This window comes from Streptomyces sp. AgN23 (assembly GCF_001598115.1).
Lineage (GTDB): Bacteria > Actinomycetota > Actinomycetes > Streptomycetales > Streptomycetaceae > Streptomyces > Streptomyces antimycoticus.
In genome coordinates this window covers 4,369,538-4,390,146 of sequence record NZ_CP007153.1, presented here as the reverse complement: position 1 = coordinate 4,390,146, position 20,609 = coordinate 4,369,538, and the positions used below count along the sequence as shown (strand labels likewise).

The 20,609-nt window shown below is 71.5% G+C and carries 22 protein-coding genes and 1 tRNA gene; 16 read left to right on the top strand and 7 right to left on the bottom strand.

Features of this window, described 5'->3' with window-relative positions; all coding sequences use genetic code 11:
• Positions 1–137 precede the first annotated feature (137 nt).
• Entirely contained in the window at positions 138–1,403 is a 1,266-nt protein-coding gene (locus AS97_RS18855; RefSeq protein ID WP_210565320.1) for a PTS transporter subunit EIIC, read from the bottom strand.
• Positions 1,404–1,630: 227 nt separating this feature from the next.
• On the opposite strand from AS97_RS18855, the gene AS97_RS18850 reads away from it, so the two are divergent.
• The 4 genes from AS97_RS18850 (at position 1,631) to rdgB (ending at position 3,816) form a co-directional block, all read left to right on the top strand.
• Positions 1,631–1,864 (top strand): PTS glucose/sucrose transporter subunit IIB, encoded by a 234-nt coding sequence (locus AS97_RS18850; RefSeq protein WP_069863737.1) that lies wholly within the window; start codon positions 1,631–1,633, stop codon positions 1,862–1,864.
• An 86-nt stretch (positions 1,865–1,950) separates the two neighbouring features.
• On the top strand, positions 1,951–2,682 hold the full coding sequence (gene rph, locus AS97_RS18845) for a ribonuclease PH (protein ID WP_059144463.1): 732 nt from the start codon (positions 1,951–1,953) through the stop codon (positions 2,680–2,682).
• A gap of 79 nt (positions 2,683–2,761) precedes the next feature.
• On the top strand, positions 2,762–3,157 hold the full coding sequence (locus tag AS97_RS18840) for a hypothetical protein (protein WP_210565319.1): 396 nt from the start codon (positions 2,762–2,764) through the stop codon (positions 3,155–3,157).
• A gap of 23 nt (positions 3,158–3,180) precedes the next feature.
• Complete coding sequence (gene rdgB / locus AS97_RS18835) at positions 3,181–3,816, top strand: RdgB/HAM1 family non-canonical purine NTP pyrophosphatase (RefSeq protein ID WP_059144461.1); 636 nt, start codon at positions 3,181–3,183, stop codon at positions 3,814–3,816.
• A 62-nt stretch (positions 3,817–3,878) separates the two neighbouring features.
• On the opposite strand, the gene AS97_RS18830 is transcribed toward rdgB, so the two are convergent.
• Positions 3,879–3,962: transfer RNA gene (locus AS97_RS18830), tRNA-Leu, on the bottom strand.
• Between the two features lie 58 nt (positions 3,963–4,020).
• Positions 4,021–4,488, bottom strand: coding sequence for a thioredoxin-dependent thiol peroxidase (bcp, locus tag AS97_RS18825; protein ID WP_059144460.1), 468 nt, complete (start codon positions 4,486–4,488; stop codon positions 4,021–4,023).
• A 138-nt stretch (positions 4,489–4,626) separates the two neighbouring features.
• On the opposite strand from bcp, the gene AS97_RS18820 reads away from it, so the two are divergent.
• Both AS97_RS18820 and AS97_RS18815 read left to right on the top strand, forming a co-directional pair.
• The gene (locus AS97_RS18820; protein ID WP_086706507.1) at positions 4,627–4,989 is read left to right on the top strand and encodes a DUF3618 domain-containing protein; all 363 of its coding nucleotides are present in this window, start codon (positions 4,627–4,629) and stop codon (positions 4,987–4,989) included.
• Positions 4,990–5,091: 102 nt separating this feature from the next.
• Positions 5,092–5,394, top strand: coding sequence for a co-chaperone GroES (locus tag AS97_RS18815; RefSeq protein WP_052393151.1), 303 nt, complete (start codon positions 5,092–5,094; stop codon positions 5,392–5,394).
• Positions 5,395–5,505: 111 nt separating this feature from the next.
• Here AS97_RS18815 and AS97_RS18810 read toward each other — a convergent pair whose 3' ends face one another.
• A complete protein-coding gene (locus AS97_RS18810) occupies positions 5,506–7,848 on the bottom strand; it encodes a transglycosylase domain-containing protein (protein ID WP_059144458.1) in 2,343 nt (780 codons plus the stop codon).
• Between the two features lie 278 nt (positions 7,849–8,126).
• Between AS97_RS18810 and AS97_RS18805 the strand changes: the two genes are divergently transcribed.
• From AS97_RS18805 to AS97_RS18790, 4 genes are all read left to right on the top strand, one after another.
• On the top strand, positions 8,127–8,927 hold the full coding sequence (locus AS97_RS18805; protein ID WP_086710320.1) for an ABC-2 family transporter protein: 801 nt from the start codon (positions 8,127–8,129) through the stop codon (positions 8,925–8,927).
• 46 nt (positions 8,928–8,973) lie between these two features.
• Positions 8,974–9,738: an ABC transporter permease gene (locus AS97_RS18800; protein ID WP_236670138.1), complete on the top strand. Its 765-nt coding sequence runs from the start codon at positions 8,974–8,976 to the stop codon at positions 9,736–9,738.
• A gap of 8 nt (positions 9,739–9,746) precedes the next feature.
• Positions 9,747–10,733 carry an ATP-binding cassette domain-containing protein gene (locus AS97_RS18795; RefSeq protein WP_210565318.1) on the top strand — a complete coding sequence of 329 codons (987 nt, stop codon included), beginning with the start codon at positions 9,747–9,749 and terminating at the stop codon, positions 10,731–10,733.
• Positions 10,734–10,829: 96 nt separating this feature from the next.
• Positions 10,830–11,633, top strand: a complete 804-nt coding sequence (locus AS97_RS18790; RefSeq protein WP_247204415.1) for a DUF1707 domain-containing protein — start codon at positions 10,830–10,832, stop codon at positions 11,631–11,633.
• A 53-nt stretch (positions 11,634–11,686) separates the two neighbouring features.
• Here the strand turns inward: AS97_RS18790 and AS97_RS18785 are convergent, their stop codons facing one another.
• Positions 11,687–12,994: an SGNH/GDSL hydrolase family protein gene (locus AS97_RS18785; RefSeq protein WP_059144454.1), complete on the bottom strand. Its 1,308-nt coding sequence runs from the start codon at positions 12,992–12,994 to the stop codon at positions 11,687–11,689.
• 388 nt (positions 12,995–13,382) lie between these two features.
• On the opposite strand from AS97_RS18785, the gene AS97_RS18780 reads away from it, so the two are divergent.
• The 5 genes from AS97_RS18780 (at position 13,383) to AS97_RS18760 (ending at position 17,708) form a co-directional block, all read left to right on the top strand.
• A complete protein-coding gene (locus tag AS97_RS18780; RefSeq protein ID WP_247204817.1) occupies positions 13,383–14,594 on the top strand; it encodes a DUF445 domain-containing protein in 1,212 nt (403 codons plus the stop codon).
• 49 nt (positions 14,595–14,643) lie between these two features.
• A complete protein-coding gene (locus AS97_RS18775; protein ID WP_086710316.1) occupies positions 14,644–15,408 on the top strand; it encodes a class E sortase in 765 nt (254 codons plus the stop codon).
• Positions 15,409–15,482: 74 nt separating this feature from the next.
• Positions 15,483–15,776, top strand: a complete 294-nt coding sequence (locus AS97_RS18770; RefSeq protein ID WP_210567236.1) for a DUF6412 domain-containing protein — start codon at positions 15,483–15,485, stop codon at positions 15,774–15,776.
• 185 nt (positions 15,777–15,961) lie between these two features.
• Entirely contained in the window at positions 15,962–16,624 is a 663-nt protein-coding gene (locus tag AS97_RS18765) for a membrane protein insertase YidC (RefSeq protein WP_059144451.1), read from the top strand.
• A 217-nt stretch (positions 16,625–16,841) separates the two neighbouring features.
• Positions 16,842–17,708 carry a fumarylacetoacetate hydrolase family protein gene (locus tag AS97_RS18760; protein WP_059144450.1) on the top strand — a complete coding sequence of 289 codons (867 nt, stop codon included), beginning with the start codon at positions 16,842–16,844 and terminating at the stop codon, positions 17,706–17,708.
• Between the two features lie 48 nt (positions 17,709–17,756).
• Here the strand turns inward: AS97_RS18760 and AS97_RS18755 are convergent, their stop codons facing one another.
• On the bottom strand, positions 17,757–18,233 hold the full coding sequence (locus AS97_RS18755) for a heme-degrading domain-containing protein (protein WP_125759998.1): 477 nt from the start codon (positions 18,231–18,233) through the stop codon (positions 17,757–17,759).
• Positions 18,230–19,330, bottom strand: a complete 1,101-nt coding sequence (locus AS97_RS18750; protein WP_210565317.1) for a Gfo/Idh/MocA family oxidoreductase — start codon at positions 19,328–19,330, stop codon at positions 18,230–18,232. Before AS97_RS18750 ends, AS97_RS18755 begins: the two co-directional genes overlap by 4 nt.
• 67 nt (positions 19,331–19,397) lie before the next feature.
• On the opposite strand from AS97_RS18750, the gene AS97_RS18745 reads away from it, so the two are divergent.
• A complete protein-coding gene (locus tag AS97_RS18745; RefSeq protein WP_059144554.1) occupies positions 19,398–20,549 on the top strand; it encodes an ROK family transcriptional regulator in 1,152 nt (383 codons plus the stop codon).
• The last annotated feature ends 60 nt before the right edge of the window (positions 20,550–20,609 follow it).

The window sequence follows — 20,609 nt, the reverse complement described above, 5'->3', positions numbered from 1 at the left end:
TGATCACTGGATCTTCCGGGCCGGAAATTGCATCTGGCAAACAGAGGGCTTTCGGTGGGATTCGCGGAACGGGCGCGCCGAATTCCCCGATCCGCGGTGCGGCCGGGGAATTCGGCGGGATCGAGTTTCGGGAGGTCCTACTTGGCCTCGGCCTGCAGAATTTCTTTCAGCTCTTCGTCCGACTCGCGGCCCGGGGTGGGCAGGTTGAACTTGGTGATGGCGAAGCGGAAGATCGCGTAGTAGACGGCGCCGAAGCACAGGCCAACCAGCATCAGTCCCCATGGATTGCTCGCGATGCCCAGGTTCAGAGCCCAGTCGATCACGCCGGCCGAGAAGCCGAAGCCGTCCCGCATGCCCAGCGCCCAGGTCAGAGCCATGGAGATACCGGTGAGGACCGCGTGTATCGCGTACAGGACCGGCGCGATGAACATGAAGGTGAACTCGATCGGCTCGGTGACGCCGGTGACGAAGGACGTCAGCGCGAGCGAGAGCATCATGCCGCCGACCACCTTGCGGCGCTCCGGGCGGGCGCAGTGCACGATGGCGAGGCAGGCGGCCGGGAGGCCGAACATCATGACCGGGAAGAAGCCGGTCAGGAACTGGCCCGCGGTCGGGTCGCCGGCCAGGAAGCGCGCGATGTCGCCGCTCTTGCCGTGGTAGTCGCCCGCCTGTAGCCAGGGGAACGAGTTCAGCAGGTGATGCATGCCGATCGGGATCAGCGCGCGGTTGGCGACACCGAAGATGCCGGCGCCGATGGAGCCCGAACCCACCAACCACTCACCGAAGTTGTGCAGACCGGTACCGAGGACCGGCCAGATGTAGCCGAAGACGATGCCGAGTACCAGACCGGCGAGGGCCGCCAGGATCGGGACCAGTCGACGGCCGCCGAAGAAGCCCGCCCAGTCCGGCAGTTTGGTGCGGTAGAAGCGCTGGTAGATCAGTGCGACGGCGAGACCCATCACCACACCGCCGAGCACCTTGGCGTCGGCCGGGGCGTCCACCATGACGACCTTGCCGTCGACGGCAGTCGCCACCTTTGGCAGGCTCTTGTCGGTGAAGGTGCCGAGCACGTTCTTGAAGACCAAGTAGCCGACGACCGCGGCGAGCGCGGTCGAGCCGTCCGACTTCTTCGCGAAGCCGATCGCGATGCCCACGGCGAACAGCAGCGGCATGTTGTCCAGGATCGCATTACCGCCGGCGGCCATGAATGAGGCGATCTTCGTCAGGAAGGCGGGGAATTCCGGGCGCCCGAGCATGTCGGTGTTGCCGAGGCGCACCAGGAGGGCGGCGGCGGGCAGCACCGCCACCGGCAGCATCAGGCTGCGGCCGATGCGCTGGAGCGCGGCCATCACGCTGGCGCCCTTCTTCTTCTCCGCCGCGGGGGCGGCGCTGGCCGTCGTCACGAGTTCCTCCTGGTGAGGCGGGCTCTCAGGGGATGGGGGCGGCCCGCGCTATGGTCTAAACCACATGTGGTGTAGACCTGTTGTAGCACGTAGGGCTCCGTAACACGTAGGGGTCCGATAAAGGAATCTATCCTTCCATGTGGCGGCCGACCCCCCACCCCGCATAATGGTGTAGACCATTCTTGGTTGGTTGCGACGTGGACAGCAGGACGAGACAGGGAGCGAACATGGCCAGCAAGGCTGAGAAGATCGTCGAGGGGCTCGGCGGCATCGACAACATCGTCGAGGTCGAGGGCTGTATCACCCGCCTCCGCACCGAGGTCAAGGACGTCTCGCTGGTCGACGAGGCCCTGCTGAAGGCCGCGGGCGCCCATGGCGTGGTGAAGATGGGCAGCGCGATCCAGGTGGTCATCGGCACCGACGCGGACCCCGTCGCCGCCGAGATCGAGGACCTGATGTGACCCGCTGAGCCCATCGCCGTCCCCCGGAACACGGTCCCGCCGCGGACGCGGACCGGGGGCCTCCGCGATGCCGATAGGCTCATCTCATGTCTCGTATCGACGGCCGCACCCCTGACCAGCTCCGACCCGTGACCATCGAGCGCGGATGGAGCAAGCATGCCGAGGGCTCGGTCCTCGTCTCCTTCGGCGATACGCGGGTCCTGTGCACCGCGAGCGTCACCGAGGGCGTGCCGCGCTGGCGCAAGGGCAGCGGCGAGGGCTGGGTCACCGCGGAGTACGCGATGCTGCCGCGCTCCACCAACACCCGGGGCGACCGCGAGTCCGTCCGCGGCAAGATCGGCGGCCGTACGCATGAGATCTCCCGTCTCATCGGCCGCTCGCTGCGCGCGGTGATCGACTACAAGGCGCTCGGCGAGAACACCATCGTCCTGGACTGCGATGTCCTCCAGGCCGACGGCGGCACCCGCACCGCCGCCATCACCGGCGCCTATGTGGCCCTGGCCGACGCCATCGGCTGGGCCCGGGGCAAGAAGCTCATCAAGGCCACCCGGCAGCCGCTGACCGGCACGGTCTCCGCCGTCAGCGTCGGCATCGTCGGCGGCATCCCGCTGCTCGACCTCTGCTACGAGGAGGACGTGCGCGCCGAGACCGACATGAACGTGGTCTGTACCGGTGACGGACGCTTCGTCGAGGTGCAGGGCACGGCGGAGGGCGAGCCCTTCGCCCGCGAGGAGCTGAACGGGCTGCTGGACCTCGCCGTGGCCGGCTGCGACACCCTGGCGGGAATCCAGCGCGCGGCGCTGGCCCAGGAGATGTGACGAGGGCACCGAGCAACCGTCGCGCGGCGCCCGGCGTTTAGTCAGGTACCAGCACCGTTCCCGGGGAAGGACCCACTCCATGGCGCCGCGCCACCGTCACCGCCGTACCACCGCCGTCACCGCACTCGCCGCCGTCGCGCTCATCGTGCCGGTCACCGTCGGGTGCGGCGCGGCGGAGAAGGCCCTCGACTGCGCCCAGCTCGCGGTCGAGATAACCAACGACATGGACGACCTCCAGGACGCTCTGAGCGGCGCCGCGGCCAATCCGCAGGACGCCGACAAGATCCTGGACGCCCTCGACAAGGACATCGACAAGGTGGGCGACCGCACCGACATCGCGGACGTCGGCAAGGCCGTGGACGACCTCCAGAGGGCCCTGGACAACGTCCAGAAGTCGGTGGACAGCGGCAAGCACCCCGATATGACTCCGGTCAGGGACGCGGCGGGCGAGCTGACCGGTGTCTGCTCGCCCTGACCTCCCCTCGATAATCGAGAGCTATGCAGCAACACACTGAGGGACACCGCCCACACCGCCGCCGTCTGGTCCTCGCGACCCGCAACGCCTACAAGATCAACGAACTGCGCTCGATCCTGGGCGAGGCCGGCCTCGACGCCGAACTCGTCGGCGCCGACGCCTATCCGGAGGTCCCGGACGTCAAGGAGACCGGCGTGACCTTCGAGGAGAACGCCCTCCTCAAGGCCCACGCCCTCGCCCGGGCCACCGGCCACCCCGCCATCGCCGACGACTCCGGCCTCTGTGTGGACGTCCTCGGCGGCGCCCCCGGCATCTTCTCGGCCCGCTGGTCGGGCCGGCACGGCGACGACCGCGCCAACCTCGACCTGCTGCTCGCCCAGCTCTCCGATGTCCCCGACGAACACCGCGGCGCCCACTTCGCCTGCGCTGCCGCCCTCGCCCTCCCCGACGGCACCGAGCGCGTCGTCTCCGGCCGGCTCACCGGCACGCTCCGTCATGAGTCCGTGGGCGGCGGGGGGTTCGGCTACGACCCGATCCTCCAGCCCCACGGTGAGACCCGCACCTGTGCCGAACTGGACCCGGAGGAGAAGAACGCCATCAGCCACCGCGGCAAGGCGTTCCGCGCCATCGCCCCGATCGTCCGCGAACTGCTGGGGTGAGCCCCGTAGGACGCCGCAGGCCCGGCCCGCGATAGGCGGGCCGGGCCTGGGTTCGCGCGGCGTGCGGCCGGAGGGACTCGAACCCTCACGGGAGTTACCCCACTGGGACCTAAACCCAGCATGACTGCCAATTCCATCACGGCCGCTCGGCACGGTCATGGTACTGCCTGGTGAACGGGGTCCGGGGCGGCAGCCCCGGGTCCGTCACAGCCCCAGGTCTTTGATGATCTTGGCTACGTGGCCGGTGGCCTTGACGTTGTACAGGGCGCGCTCGACCTTGCCCTGCTCGTCGACGATGACGGTGGAGCGGATCACGCCGATGACCGCCTTGCCGTAGAGCTTCTTCTCGCCGAAGGCGCCGTACGCCTCCAGGGTCTCCTTGGCGGGGTCGGCGAGGAGCGTGACCTTCAGGTCCTCCTGGTCGCGGAACGTGGCCAGCTTCTCGGGCTTGTCCGGCGAGATGCCGATGACGTCGTAGCCGTGGTTGGCCAGGAAGGCGAGGTTGTCGGTGAAGTCGCACGCCTGCTTGGTGCAACCGGGGGTGAGCGCGGCGGGGTAGAAGTAGACGATCACCTTGCGGCCGGCGTGGTCGGCGAGCGAGACCTCCCTGCCGTCCGCGTCGGGGAGGGTGAAGGCGGGGGCGGTGTCGCCGGGCTGCAGTCGCTCGCTCATGGTCTGGTGCTCCTCGTGGCATCGGGGGTACGTACCCGACATTAGCCAGCTTCCCGTCCGGGGGTGCCGTGGGGCGGGGAGGAGGGCGAGCTGACAGACTGTCCATCACGAATCATCGAGACTGACGGAGGCAGCGCGGTGTCGGATGCCAGGACCCCTGCGCAGATCGAGGCGGACATCGCCCGCAGGCGGCAGGAGCTCGCCGTGACGCTCGACGAGATCGGGGTGCGGGTGCACCCGAAGACGATCATCGGGGATGCGAAGGCGAAGGCGGCGTCGGCCGTGGACCGGACCGCCGGGCGGGCCTATGTGTCCGCCAACCGCGTGGTGGCGGGCGTGCGCGGCCAGTTGGTGTCGGAGGAGGGCCAGCCCCGCATGGAGCGGATCGTGCCGGTCGCGCTCGCCGTGGCCGGACTGGTCGGGCTGTTCGCGCTCTCGGCGCGGTCCTCCCGGTCCGCCAAGGCGTCCCGCTCCTCGAGGTGCTCCAAGCGGCGGCACTGAGCGAAGGCGGCCGGCACCGGCCCTGAGGCGTCATCGCGCCGTCCGGCCAGGTACCGTCATGGCGTGAGTGCGAACACGACCCATGACAAGCTGCCCATCCGGATGCTGCACGACCGTGTGCTGGTCCGCACCGACATTCCGGAGGGCGAGCGCCGGTCGTCCGGCGGCATCGTCATCCCCGCCACCGCGGCGGTCGGCAGGCGGCTGGCCTGGGCCGAGGTGGTCGCGGTCGGGCAGAGCGTACGGACCGTGGAGCCCGGTGACCGGGTGCTCTACGACCCGGAGGACCGGGCCGAGGTCGAGGTCCGCGGGGTCGCCTACGTCCTGATGCGGGAGCGCGATCTGCACGCGGTGGCCGCGGAGCGGCTGGAGGGCGCGGAGGACTCCACGGGGCTCTACCTGTAGGCGCAGGGGACCTACCCCGCGGGGATACGGGACTTTCCCTGCCGGGATCGGACATGACAGAGGGTGGTGACGCTATGCGTCACCACCCTCCGCTGTTCGCGGTCCGCGGTCTCAGCCGCCCACCGGCCCCCCTGGGCCGCCCGGATCGCCACCCGGATCACCCGGCCCGCCCGGGCCCGGCTCGGTCGTCGGCCCGTCGGTGGGGATGTCCGTCGGCGGGGTGGGGGTGGTCGGGGGCGTGGTGGGCAGCGTCGACGGGTTGTCGGTCGGCGCCGTGGGGACCGAGGTGTCCGACGGGGCGTCGGTCGGGGGAGTGGTGACCACCGGCGGCAGGGAGCCCTGCGGCTGCTGGTCGGTCTGGGAGCCGTCGGGGGTGCTCGCCCCGTCCTCCAGCCGCAGATCGAACTCGGCCGGTGGCTTGCCGTCCAGCGCGCCCGATGTGTACTGCGCCCAGATCTCGGCGGGATAGCCGCCGCCGTTGATCCGCTCCAGACCCGTCGCCCCGTACAGCGGCTTCTGCACGCCGGTATTGGAGTCCTGGCCCATCACCGCGACCACGGTCGCCAGATCCGGGGTGTAGCCCGCGAACCAGGCGGCCTTGTCCTCCTCCGCGGTGCCGGTCTTGCCCGCCGCCGGGCGCTCGGCGGCCTGGGCGGCGGTGCCGGTGCCGCCGTCGACCACACTCTGCAGTATCGAGGTGGTGGTGTCGGCGGCGCTGCGCGGGATGGCCTGCCGGTTTTCCCGCTCCGGGAGATCGACCCGCGCACCGTCCTTGGTGACCTCCTCGACCAGGCTGTACTTGCCGTGCTCGCCGTGGTTGGCGAGGGTCGCGTACGCCTCGGTCATGTCCAGCACGCTCGCGGTGGCGGGGCCGAGCGCGATGGAGGGGGAGGCGTGCAGATCGGGGGTGTCCTTGGGGACGCCCAGGTCGATGGCGGTCTGCTTGACCTTGGAGGGGCCGACGTCCTGAGCCATCTGCGCGTACACCGAGTTCACGGAGTTGTCGGTGGCCGTGGTGACGTCGATGTCGCCGTAGTCGACGTCGTCCTCGTTGGCGGGGGCGTAGCCGATGGGCCCCTCCGGGCCGACGACCTCGCGCTTGTTGTCGCCGTTGTAGAGGGTGTCCGGGGTGATCGTCTGACCGTCCTGGGTGGTGGACCCGTAGCGCACCGCCGAGGTGAAGACGAATGGCTTGAACGTGGATCCCACCTGGTAGTCACGGCGGGTCGCGTTGTTGACGAACTGCTTGGTGTAGTCGATCCCGCCGTAGAGCGCGACCACCCTCCCGGTCTTCGGGTCGATCGAGGCGCCGCCCGCGCGGACATAGCGGTCGACCTTGCGGTCCTCCGGGCTGAGCTTGCTCATCAGCCGGTCGCGCACGGCCTCCGCGAAGGCGTCCTGCTTCTTCTTGTCGATCGTGGTGGTGATGCGGTAGCCGCCGCGTGCCAGGGTCTGCTCGTCGATGATCCCGTTGCTGGTGAGATAGTCCTCGACGGCCTCGACGAGATAGCCGCGCTGGCCGGACATGCCGGAGGGGGCCCTGGCCTCGGAAGGCGGCGGGAAGGTCATCTTCTGCCGGTCGGCCCTGGTCAGCCAGCCCTTCTTCACCATGCCGTCCAGGACGTAGCGCCAGCGGGCCGTGGCCCGCCCCTTGTTCTGGGGATGGGCGACGATGTCGTAGGCGCTGGGGGCGTTCAGCAGGGTCGCCAGATACGCGCCCTGGGCGGTGTTGAGCTCGCCGATGTCCTTGCCGTAGTACGCCTGGGCGGCCGCCTGGATTCCGTAGGCGTTGCGACCGAAGTAGCTGGTGTTGAGGTAGCCCTCGAGGATCTTGTCCTTGCTCACCTCCCGGTCCAGCTTGATCGCGATGAAGAACTCCTTGGCCTTGCGGGTGACCGTCTGCTCCTGGTCCAGGTAGTAGTTCTTCACATACTGCTGGGTGATGGTGGAGCCGGACTGCTTGCCCTTGCCGGTGGCGGTGTTCCAGGCGGCCCGGACCATCGCCTCGGGGTTGATGGCCGACTCCGCGTAGAAGTCCCGGTCCTCGGCCGCCAGCACCGCGTGCTGGATCCGCTTGGGCACCTGGCTGAGCTGGACGTTCTCCCGGTTGACCTTGCCCTCGCGGGCCAGCTGGGAGCCGTCGGAGTAGAGGAAGACATTGCTCTGGGCGATGGCGGCTCTATTGGCCGGGGGGATGTCGACGAGCAGATAACCGGTGACGAGCCCGCCCGCGATCAGCAGGACGATCAGGAGGAAGCCGCCGAGGACCATGCGCCAGGTGGGCAGCAGTCGGCGCCATCCGGTGCGCTGGGGACGGCCCTTTCTGCCCTTGGCCGGTTTGCCCGCGGGGAGGCCGTCCGCGCGGTGCGGCGTGTCGTGGTTGCCATCGTCGATGCCGGACCGGGTACCCGTTCCGGCCGGGCCACCGTCGATCAACTGGGGCTCGTCGCTCATGTCTCCAGAGACTCCTCAGCCGCCGTCGAGGGTTGCACGGCGGCAGGATCGTGCACGGTCGGGCGATTCGCGTCGTACGCCCGATAAAACACTGTCGCATCATCCGTTCCGGGCCGAGGACGTGGCGCGCACCCGTGACTGGTCTGTGACCGGCCACATGGATGATTCCGCTCACACCATCCGGTGAATATTGCCTGGCCGTCCCTCCGGCCCTCCCACTAGGCTCCGGATTTTGGCGCCGGCCGGGCGCCGCGGTCGGGGGAGGGAGGGGCGGGCGGATGCGGCTGTACGCGGCCGTCGCGGTCAGCGGCTTCAAACGCTACGCGACGTATCGGGTCGCCACCGTGGCCGGGGTCTTCACCAATACCGTTTTCGGCTTCATCCTCGCCTACACCTACACCGCGCTGTGGGACGAGCGGCCGCACCTCGGCGGCTACGACCTCGCCCAGGCGCTGACCTTCGTCTGGCTCGGCCAGGCGCTGCTGGCGGCCGTCGCGCTGATGGGCGGCGGCTTTCAGGAGGAGCTGCAGGACCGCATCCGCTCCGGTGACATCGCGGTGGACCTCTACCGCCCCGTCGACCTCCAGTCGTGGTGGCTGGCCACCGAGCTCGGCCGGGCGCTGTTCCAGCTGCTGGGGCGCGGTGTGGTGCCGATGGGGATCGGGGCGCTGGTCTTCGAACTCCGCCTGCCCGCCTCGCCGTTGACCTGGCTGTGGTTCCTGCTGTCGGTGGCGCTCGCGGTGTGCGTCGGCTTCGCGGTGCGCTATCTGGTGTCGCTGGCCTCCTTCTGGCTGCTCGACGGGACGGGGCTGTCGATGCTGAGCGGGCTGCTGTGCCTGTTCTTCTCCGGGATGATCCTGCCGCTCAACGTCTTCCCCGGGCAGCTGGGCGAGATCGCCCGTGCGCTGCCCTGGGCGGCGATGCTCCAGGTGCCCGCGGATGTCTTCCTGGAGGAGCACCGGGGGGCGGGGCTGCTGGGGGCGTTCGCCTTCCAGGTGGGGTGGATGGTGGCGCTGCTGGCGGCGGGGCGGGTGCTGCAGTCGGTGGCGACCCGGAAGGTGGTGGTCCAGGGTGGCTGAATCCGCCGTGTCGTCCGGGCTCCGGGCCTACGTCCTGATCGTCGGGATGTGGGTGCGCTCCACGATGGCGTACCGCACCTCGTTCCTGATCATGACGCTGGGGAACCTCCTCGCGACCGGACTGGACTTCGTCGCGATCGCGCTGATGTTCACCCACATCGGGCAGCTCGGCGGCTTCACCCTTGACGAGGTGGCCTTCCTCTACGGCACCACCAGCGTCGCCTTCGGCCTCGCCGATCTCACGCTGGGCTCCATGGGGCGGCTGGGGCAGCGGGTGCGCGACGGCACGATGGACACCCTGCTGGTGCGGCCGGTGCCGATACTCGCCCAGGTCGCCGCCGACCGCTTCGCGCTGCGCCGGCTGGGCCGGATCACCCAGGGGGCGGTGCTGCTCGGCTGGTCGCTGAGCCGGCTGGACATCGACTGGACGGTGGACCGGGCGCTGCTGATGCCGGTGATGCTGCTGAGCGGGGGTGCCATCTTCGGGGCGCTGTTCGTCCTCGGCGGCGCCTTCCAGTTCTGGGCCAAGGACGCCTCCGAGGTGCAGAACGCCTTCACCTTCGGCGGGACCACGCTGCTGGAGTACCCGCCGACGGTCTTCGGCAAGGAACTGCTGCGGGGCGTCACCTTCGTCATCCCGTTGGCCTTCGTCAACTGGCTGCCGGCGCTGCACATCCTGGGCCGCCCCGATCCGCTGGGGCTCCCGGCCCGGATCGGCTTCGCGGCGCCGCTGGTCGCGTGCGGCTGCTGTGCGGTGGCGGGACTGGCCTGGCGGGCGGGGCTGCGGGCGTACCAGAGCACGGGGAGTTGAGGGGGAGTATGGCCGTGGACGATCTGATCGAGCTCGACGGGGTCGAGAAGGTGTTCCAGGTACGGCGCAGAGCCGGGCTGATGCGCCGTGAGCGCCGCGAGGTGCGCGCCGTGGACGGCATCAGCTTCCAGGTGCCGCGCGGCGAGATGGTGGGTTACATCGGACCGAACGGCGCCGGGAAGTCCACCACGATCAAGATGCTGACCGGGATCCTGGTGCCCAGCGGCGGACGGCTGCGGGTCGCCGGAATCGACCCCTCCAGGGAGCGGGCGCGGCTCGCGCGCCGGATCGGGGTGGTCTTCGGGCAGCGGACCACCCTGTGGTGGGATCTGCCGCTGCGCGATTCGTACGCGCTGGTGCGGCGGATGTACCGGATCCCCGACGACCGCTACCGGGAGAACCTGGACCGCTGTGTGGAACTGCTCAACCTGAGCGAGCTGTTGGACGTACCGGTGCGTCAGCTCTCGCTCGGCCAGCGGATGCGCGGCGATATCGCGGCCGCCCTGCTGCACGACCCCGAGGTGCTCTATCTCGACGAGCCGACCATCGGTCTCGATGTGGTCAGCAAGGCGAAGGTGCGGCAGTTCCTGCGCGATGTGAACGCCGAGCAGGGCACCACCGTGCTGCTCACCACCCACGATCTGACCGATATCGAGCTGCTGTGCAAGCGGGTGATGGTCATCGACCACGGCCGGCTGGTCTACGACGGCGGGCTCGACGGGCTGCACGCGGTGGGGGAGAGCGAACGCACCCTCGTGGTCGACCTGGAGCAGGAGCTGCCGCCCATCGAGATCCCCGGCTCCCGGACGGTGCGGGTCGAGGGACCCCGGCAATGGCTGGCCTTCCCGGCGACCAGCAGCGCCGCGCCGATCGTCGCGGCGGTCGCCGACGGCTACCCGCTGGTGGACCTCTCGGTGCGCGAGCCCGAGATCGAGGACGTGATCGCGAGGATGCTGCACAGCGGGGAGGGCGGGGTGGCGGGGCGCGGAGCGTGAGCGGGACGCTGGGGCCGGTACGCGGGCGACAGATCGGGGGCGGCACCCGCGTGCGAGATACGGGCCACGGCCGGTGCCCGCCGTTAGTCTGTCCGTATGACGAGCGCTGGTTCTCCCCAGGGGGCGAGCCCCGACCTACCGGACCCGGCCGGGATGCGGGCTTCCGACGCCGAGCGTGAGCGGATCGCGGAGGTCCTCCGCGACGCCGTCGCCGAAGGCCGCCTGGACATGGAGGAGTTCGACGAGCGGCTGAACGCGGCCTACACGGCGCGCACCCATGGCGAGTTGGAGCCGCTGGTACGGGACCTCCCGGTGCCCGGCAGCGTCGCTCCCGCCCCGCCGACCCCGGCCGATCCCACCGGCTGGAGGGAGCGGATCGGCGGCACCCCGACGTCCCGCATGGGGATCGCGATCATGGGCGGCTTCCAGCGCAAGGGCGCCTGGACCGTGCCGCGCCGCTTCACCGCGTTCACCCTCATGGGCGGCGGTGAGATCGATCTGCGCGAGGCCCGCTTCGAGGACCGCGAGGTCGTCATCCGCTGCTTCGCCCTGATGGGCGGCGTTCAGATCACCGTGGAGCCGGGCGTCGACACGCATGTCAGCGGCATCGGCATCATGGGCGGCTTCGACCACGGCGGAGGGGGCGAGGGCGAGCCCGGCGCACCGCGGGTGACCGTCACCGGCCTCGCGCTCTTCGGCGGGGTCGGCGTCGAGCGCAAGCTCCGTAAGGAGGAGCACAAGCGCCTCAAGGAGGAGCGCCGCCGGGTGAAGGCCGAGCGCAGGAACGAGCTGCGCGCCGAGCGCCGGGAACTGCGGGGCGCACGGCGCGATGAGCGCCATGAGGAGCGGGAGGAGCGCCGGCTGTCCCTGGAGAAGGAACGCCGCCGCGACGACTACTAGGGCTTTTGCGGGGCCTCTGAAGAGGCTCCGGCTGGCCCCGGCTGAGCTTGCGGCTAGAGCTCGGCCGCCGTGCGGCCCCGTAGGTGGTCCAGGTCCAGCGCCCGCGCCATCGCCCGGTAGCCGTTGTCGCTCGGGTGCAGATGGTCGCCCGAGTCATACATCGGGCGCAGCCGCAGCGGGCTGATCGGGTCGCGCAGCGCCTTGTCGAAGTCCACGACCTCGTCGAAGACCCTCCCGGCGCGGATCTGCGCGTTGACCCGCTCGCGTACGGCGTCGAGCTGGGGGGTGTAGCCGCGGTGCCCGTAGAAGGGCGTCAGGGTGGCTCCGACGACCCGCAGGCCCCGGGCGTGGGCCTGTTCGGTCAGCCGCTTCAGGCCCCACACGATCCGGTTGGGGTCGGTCTCGTGGGGGATGCGGAGTATGTCGTTGACGCCCAGTTCGACGATTACGGCCTTGACGCCCGTACGGGACAGCACATCGCGGTTGAAGCGGGAGAGCCCGCTGGGGTTGTTGGGCGGGTACTGCGTGCCGTCGCTCAGCACGCGGTTGCCGCTGATGCCCTGGTTGAGCACGCCGAAGCGAGGCGCGCCGGGCTCGCTGCGCAGCCGCTCGGAGAGGAAGTCGGTCCACCGGTGGTTGGCCCCGGCGGTGGAGGTGATGCCGTCGGTGATCGAGTCGCCCAGCACCGCGACCGCGCCCTCGGCCTGCTTGGACCACACGTCCACGCCGGTCAGATAGCGCCAGTACGGGCTCTGCTGGGTGTAGGCGGCGCCCGCCGTGTCCTCCGTACGGTCGCCCCGCGCCAGGTACGACGTCTGCCGGGCGTGCGGATGGTAGGTGACGGAGCCGGACGCCTGCGGGGTGTAGGTGGTGACCAGCAGATCGGCCGAGTCCGGGACGGCGAGTCGCGCCGGGTCGCTGGTGACGGCCTTACCGGGCGGGATCGTCACCCAGGAGCGGTTGTTGAAGGTGAGGCGGCGCATGGTGCCGGTCGCCGCGGTGGGGTTGCTGGGCGCGGCGGCCACCGCCAGCGAGGCATGCGTGATCGTCAGCGGACGGCTGCTGTAGAAGTTGGAGAGCTGGATACGGGCGCTGGTGCCGCCGATGGTGGTGTGCACCACGTTCCGTATCGACATGCCCGACAGGCCGCGCAGCGTCCGCGGCTCGGCGGCCGCGGCCGAGGTGGACCAGGTGCCCACCCAGGACCCGGCCGAGGCCGGGTCGGCCGAGCCGCGGGCACCCTGCGCACGGGGGTCCGTACCGCCCGTGTCGCCACCGAGCCCGATGAATATCGCGGTGGAGACGAGGATCACCACAGCCGCCAGCGCAGCGAGCACGGCATACCCCGTGCGTCTGGGCATTGGGGGCATGCTCATGAGCGGGTTGTCTCCTCGGGCGGACGGAGCCCGAGGCTCCGGAAGTGGACGGGAACGGCGGGTGGTATCCGGCAGCGCCGATGCGGTCCGGTCGGTGACTCATGATCCCACGGTGGGACCCGGCTCCGCCTGTCGGCCTGCCCCCAATGTGCTGGGTCGCTCCCCCGGACAGACGACGGGAACTCACCGTTCGTTCCACCCATGGGCGACTGAGACCGGAAAGAGACAATGCGTGAGGGGACGGGCCGACCGGGTGGAGCGTATGGAGCGAAGAACGACTGGTGAGACAGCGGCCCCGCCGCCTCGGGGCGCGGCTGTGCCCTTTGTCACGGACAGCCCGCTGGACGTGGAGCGGCGGCGCGGAGTGCGCCGGATGAAGGCGCTCGCCACCGGCATGCTGATCGGGGTCGCACTGGTGTACGTGCTCGCCACTTGGGCGCGCTCCTCCGGTGTCGACGGCTGGCCCGGCTATGTCGCCGCGGCCGCCGAGGCGGGCATGGTGGGCGCCCTGGCCGACTGGTTCGCGGTCACCGCGCTCTTCCGGCGGCCCATGCGGCTGCCCATCCCCCATACGGCGATCATCCCCACCAAGAAGGACCAGCTCGGGGCCAGCCTTGGGGAGTTCGTCGGGGAGAACTTCCTCTCCGGGGACGTCGTACGGATGCGGCTGCGCGCGGTCGGCATCGGCGGCCGGCTCGGCACCTGGCTCGTCCAGCCCGAGCATGCCGAGCGGGTGACGGCCGAGCTGGCGACCGCGCTGCGCGGCGCGCTCACGGTGCTGCGCGACTCCGATGTGCAGGCGGTGGTGGGCGAGGCGATCACCCGCCGGGCGGACGCCCAGGAGGTCGCGCCGGGCCTGGGCAAGCTGCTGGAGCGCGTTGTCGCGGAGGGCGGCCACCGCCGCGCCGTGGACCTGGTCTGCCTGCGCGCCCACGACTGGCTGGTGGAGCACAACGACTCGGTGATGCAGGCGGTGGCCGGCGGCGCCCCCGGCTGGACGCCGCGGTTCGTGGACCGCAAGGTCGGCGACCGCGTCTACAAGGAACTGCTGCGCTTCGTCACCGAGATGCGCGATATGCCCGCCCATCCGGCGCGCGGCGCCCTGGACCGCTTCCTCACCGACTTCGCCGGGGATCTGCAGTCCGACACCGACACCCGGGCGCGGGTGGAGCGGGTGAAGAGCGAGGTGCTGGGGCGCGGGGACGTCCAGGACATCATCGCCACGGCCTGGGCCTCGGTCCGGGCGATGATCGTCACGGCGGCCGAGGACGAGCGCAGCGAGCTGCGGCAGCGGGCGCGGGCGGCGGTTCTGTCGCTGGGCGGGCGGATGGTGACGGACCAACGGCTGCGGGCCAAGGTCGACGGCTGGCTGGAGGACGCCGCCGTCTATGTGGTGACGACGTATCGGGACGAGATCACCTCGCTGATCACCGAGACGGTGGCGGGCTGGGACGCGGAGCACACCTCCCGGAAGATCGAGGCCCATATCGGCCGGGATCTGCAGTTCATCCGGATCAACGGCACGGTGGTGGGTGCCCTGGCCGGGCTGGTGATCTATACGGTCTCGCGGGCGCTGGGCGGATAGCCGCGCCCTGTCTCTGGCAGGTGCGCGCGGCCTGGCCTATGGTGCGCGCGTGCGACGTCGTGGAGGGCGGGCCGTGCTCGCCCGGGGGCTGTGGACGGCCGGTGAACTCGCCGTCACCCTCGGGGTCGTGGTGCTGCTCCTGGTCGTCCACCAGCTGTGGTGGACCAACCGGCAGGCGAGGGCCGGCGCACGGCACGAGGTGGGCGTACTGGAGCGGCAATGGCGCGACGGGGCCGCCGAGTCCGCCACGCCGGCGCCGGGGGCGACGCGACCCTCCGAATCCCCTCGGGGGGACGGACACGACCGTGACCGGGCGACTGGGGGCGGGGGCCAGGGGCCGCGCCGGGACCAGGCGTACGCCGTGCTCCGGATCCCGCGCATCGGCCTTACGGTGCCCATCGCCGAGGGCATCAGCCGGGCGGCGGTGCTCAACAAGGGGTACGTGGGCCACTATCCGCGGACCGCCCAGCCGGGCCAGGCGGGCAACGTCGCCCTAGCGGGCCACCGCAACACCCACGGCGAGCCCTTCCGGCAGCTGGACGAGGTGCGCCCCGGCGACACGGTGCGCATCGACACCGCCGACGCCCGCTACACGTACACGGTCGAGCGCACCCTGCCGCGCACCTCGCCCGCCGACGGCACGGTGATCGCCCGGGTGCCGTACAGCTCCGCCCATCCGCGCTACCGCTACACCGAACCGGGCTACTACCTCACGCTGACGACCTGCACCCCCGAATTCACCTCCCGCTACCGCCTGGTGGTCTGGGCCCGGCTGCGGGCCGCCGCCCCACGGGCTGTCAGCGGGGGCCACTAGACTGGCGGAGCCAGGTGGGGAGACCGGCCGGGAGAGGGGGTGTGACGGTGTCGCGACGACTCGAAGCGCTGCGCATGCAGCTGGGCGTCTGCCTGTTTCTGCTGACCGGGGTTCTGCTGGCGCAGAGCGGGGCCGTCAGCGCCGTCGCCCTCGCCACCACCGTGGCGGCCACGGCCGCCGTCGCCACGGCGCTGCTCACCTGCGCGATCCTTGCCTCCCGCGGCCGAATACCCGCCCCCGCCGGGCGGATTCGCACCGCGATACGGGACCGCGAGCGCCGTACGGCGTTCCTGCCCCAGCGGGATCCCGACGCCTCCGGACGTCCGAGGCCGCGAGCACCGGGCCGTCGGCTGCCGACGGCCGCGTAGGCGCACCACCTTCAGCCTCTCCGGCGTTTGAGGAGCGGGATCCGGGGCGTTGGTCCCGGAAGCCCCCGTCGGGCCCACGGTCCGCACTCCTCGTCCGGCCAGGCCGATCCGTACCGTCGCGCCATGCGGCTCGTCACGCCGATGTCTTCCTCACTCCGGCACGACGAGACCCGCGGAGGGCTCCCATGTCCCTTTTCTCTTCCCTCGGCTCCCTGCTGACCACCATGGCGGGCGGCCTCGACCCGCTCTTCGGCGCGTCCGCGGCGGCGGCCGCCATCGTCCTGTTCACGCTGTGCGTCCGCGCGGCACTGCATCCCCTCGCCCGTGCCGCGGTGCGCGGTGAGAAGGCGCGGGCCGCGCTCGCGCCGAAGCTCACGGAGCTGAGCCGCAAGCACAAGGGCGACCCCGAGCGGCTGCGGCGCGCCATGGCGGAGCTGCGGGCGAAGGAGGGCGCGTCACCGCTGGCGGGCTGTCTCCCGGCGCTCGCCCAGCTTCCGGTCTTCTTCGTCATGTACCACGTGTTCTCCACCGGCAGCGGCGCCGGAGACCTCCTCGACCACACCCTCGCCGGGGCCCCGCTCGGCGACCGGTGGGGCGGGGCGCTCAGCGGTGCGCCGGGCCTGGTCTACCTCGGGCTCTTCGCGCTGATCGCGGCCGTGGCGACCTGGACGTACCTCCGCGCCCGTAGGACGACCGTCCCCGGGGCGCCCGGAGTGGCCCGGGCGCTGCCGCTGCTGTCGTTCGGCACCCTCGTCACCGCCGCCGTGGTCCCGCTGGCGGCGGCGCTGTACCTGGCGACCAGCACCACCTGGACGGCGGTGGAGCGGGCCCTGCTGCACCGCGGATGACGGCACCCGTGGCGGCACCCATGACGGACCCGTGGCGGCACCCACGGCGGCACCCGTGGCGGGGCCCCAACGGCGCCCACAACGGCACCCGTCGAAGTCACGAGCGAAACCGCTGTCCCAGTCCGTGAATGAGGTCTTGCGGGCTGGATGCCCCTGAAGGGAGGATCGATCAGCCGGAAGGCGCCTCGCACCGGCCTGTGACCTCGGGAGCCTTGGGATGAAACTGCTGCGAGTCGGACCGGCGGGCGCGGAGCGCCCCGCGCTGCTCGATCAGAACGGCACCTTGCGCGACCTGTCCGCCCTGGTCCCGGACATCGACGGCGCCCTCCTCGCCGACGAGGTCGCCCTCGCGCGGCTGCGCGCGGCGGCGGCCGCCGAGGGCGACGACGCCTTGCCGGTGATCGAGGACGGCGGAGTGCGCATCGGCCCGCCGCTCGGCAGTATCGGCAAGATCGTGTGCATCGGGCTGAACTACCACGACCACGCCGCCGAGACCGGCGCCAGCGCCCCCGAAGAGCCCATCATCTTCATGAAGGCCCCGGACACGGTCGTCGGCCCCGATGACACGGTCCTCGTCCCGCGCGGCAGCGTGAAGACCGACTGGGAGGTCGAACTCGCCGTCGTCATCGGCCGCACCGCCCGCTACCTCGACTCCGACGAGGCCGCCCTCGCCTCGGTCGCGGGCTATGCGATCGCCCACGACGTCTCCGAGCGCGCCTTCCAGATCGAGCGCGGCGGCCAGTGGGACAAGGGCAAGAACTGCGAGACGTTCAACCCCCTCGGCCCCTGGCTGGTGACCGCCGACGAGATCCCCGACCCGCAGGCGCTGGGCCTGCGCCTCTGGGTCAACGGCGAGGTCAAGCAGGACGGCACCACCGCGAACCAGATCTTCGGCGTGGCCCATGTGGTCCGCTACCTCAGCCAGTTCATGACGCTCTACCCCGGCGATGTCATCAACACCGGTACCCCGGCGGGCGTGGCCATGGGCCGACCCGAGCCCAAGCCGTACCTCCGCTCCGGCGATGTCGTCGAGCTCGAGATCGACGGGCTGGGCCGCCAGCGCCAGGAGTTCAAGGACGCGTAGCCGGATGCCGGGCGGGCGGCCCGTCGGGGCCGCCCCACCGTGCGGCCGTCAGGCCGTCGCCGCCAGATAGCGCTCCAGCGCCTCCACCACCAGCGCGTGGTCCTCGGCCTGCGGCAGCCCCGAGACGGCGACCGCGCCGATGACGCCCGTGCCCGTCACATGGAGGGGGAAGGCGCCGCCGTGCGCGGCGTACCGGTCGGGGTCGAGGCGGGAGGACTCCTCGAAGCCGGCGCCCTTGGCGCGGAAGCGGGCGCCGACGAGGAATGAGCTCGCCCCGTAGCGCTCCACGACCCGGCACTTGCGCTCCAGCCAGGCGTCGTTGTCGGGGGAGGTGCCCGGCAGGGCGCGGTGGAAGAGCCGCTGACCGGCCCGGTGGATGCCGATCGTGACGGCGGCGCCGCGCTCCTGGGCCAGGTCGGCGATGAGGCAGCCCAGACGCCAGGCGTCGTCGTTGTCGAAGCGGGGCAGCCGCAGCCGGCGCTCCTGCTCCTCGATGCGGGATATCAGCTCGGCGTGCTCGCTCATGCGGGGACCTCGATCCGGACGGTACGGCGCTCCGCGGCCGACACCCGGGCCGCCTCCAGCACATGCAGGGCGGCCGCGGCCTCGGCGGCGGTGACCGGCGGCGGGGTGCCGTCGCGGAGGGCTGCGGCGACGGCGGCGTAGTACGCGGGGTAGTCGCCCTGGAGGGTCGGCACGGGGACCCCGCCGCCGGTCAGCGGGGACTCTCCGGCGCCCAGACGGCCCCATGCGCTCTCCGGCTCGGCGCCCCATTCCGCGGACGGGTCGCCGGGGCGCAGCCCCTCGCGCAGGGCGGCCTCCTGCGGGTCGAGACCGTACTTCACATAGCCCGACCCGCTGCCCAGCACCCGGAAGCGCGGGCCGAGCTGGGCGGTGATCGCGCTCATCCACAGATGGGAGCGGACCCCGCTGGTGTGGGTGAGGGCGATGAAGGTGTCATCGTCGGTCTGCGCCCCGGGACGGCGCACATCCACCTCGGCGTAGACGGACTCGACGGGGCCGAAGAGGGTGAGCGCCTGGTCGACGAGGTGGCTGCCCAGGTCGTACAGCAGCCCGCCGGCCTCGGCCGGGTCGCCGGACTCCCGCCAGCCGCCCTTGAGCTGCGGCCGCCACCGCTCGAAGCGGGACTCGAAGCGCCGCACGTCGCCGAGCGCGCCCTCGGCGAGCAGCTTGCGGAGGGTGAGGAAGTCGTTGTCCCAGCGGCGGTTCTGGAAGACGCTCAGCAGCAGTCCGCGGGCCTCGGCGAGCGCGGCCAGCTCCTGGGCCTCGGCGGCGGTCGCGGCCAGCGGCTTGTCGACGACGACCGGCAGCCCCGCCTCGACGGCGGCGCGGGCGAGCGGGACGTGGGTGCGGTTCGGGGAGGCGATGACGATCAGGTCCAGCTCATCCGCCCGGCCCCACAGCTCATCGGCGGAGTCCGCGAGACGGACATCGGGGAACTCGGCGCGTGCCTGCCGCTGCCGCTCCGGGCTGGAGGTGACGATGGTGTCCAGCACCAGTCCCTCGGTGGCCGCGATCAAGGGGGCGTGGAAGACGGATCCGGCCAGGCCGTAGCCGATCAGTCCCACGCGGACGGTGCTGCTGTCATCCATGGCATCCATAAGGCAACTTTGGCAACAGTGTTGCCAAAGTGCAAGCGGTGGCCACAATGGAGGGGTGAACAGCACCATGTCGGGGGCGGCCGGGCCCGGAGCCAATCTGACCGCCCTGCGCAGCCATAACGCCGCGCTCGTCCTGCGTCTGCTGCGCGACGCGGGCGAGGACGGCGTCAGCCGACCGGAGCTGGCCGGCCACACCGGCCTCACCCCCCAGGCCGTCAGCAAGATCACGGCGCGGCTGAGGACGGAGGGGCTGGCGGTGGAGGCCGGTCAGCGCGCCTCGACCGGCGGCAAACCGCCCGCCGTACTCCGCCTGGTCCCGGGCGCCCGCCATGCGATCGGGCTGCACCTCGACCGCGATGAGCTGACGGCCGTTCTCGTCGACCTCGCGGGCACACCGGTCGCCGCCCGTACGGCGCCCTTCGACTTCGGCGCGGGGGCGGAGCAGGCGCTCACGGCGGCCACCGCCGAGGTCAGGGCGCTCCTCGCGGACGCCTGTACCGGCCTTACGGAGACCGGTACGGAGACGGGTGGCGCGACCGGAGCCGCGGCGGGCGGTGGCCTGGGCGGCGGGTTGCTCGGTGTCGGCGTCGCCGCGCCCGGACCGCTCGACCACGGCTCCGGCGTGCTGCACCGCGTCACCGGCTTCCCCCAGTGGGACGGCTTCCCGCTGCGCGACGCGCTCGCCGAGCGGCTCGGCCTGCCCGTCGTCCTCGACAAGGACACCAACGCCGCGGCGCTCGGGCTGGTGACCGCCGGGACCGCCCCATCGGCCGCGTATCTCCATCTGGGCACCGGCCTCGGCGCCGGTCTGATGCTCGGCGGGGAGGTCTACCGGGGGGCGCGGACCGACGCGGGGGAGTTCGGGCATCAGGTGATCCAGCTGGACGGTCCGCCCTGCGCATGCGGCAATCGCGGCTGCCTGGAGGCGCTGTGCCTCGCCGCCGTCGCACGCGACGACCATGCGGACGCGGCGCGGCTGCTCGGCGTCGGCGCGGCCAACCTCGTACGGCTCCTCGACATCGACCGGGTGCTGCTGGGCGGCCGGGTGGTGCTGGCCGACCCCGAGCCCTACGTTCGCGGTGTGGCCACGATGATCGCCGAGGACTCCGCCCGCGCCAGCCGCCTTACCGTGCCCGTGGATGTGGTGGAGCGGGGCGGGCGGGCCGTCGTCGAGGGCGCCGCCCGGCTCGTCCTCGCACCGCTGTTCGCACTGGGCTGATCGAGGGGGATCCTGACCGCCAGTCGGGGGCAATCCGGGCCTGGTGCGGTGTGTCGGCGT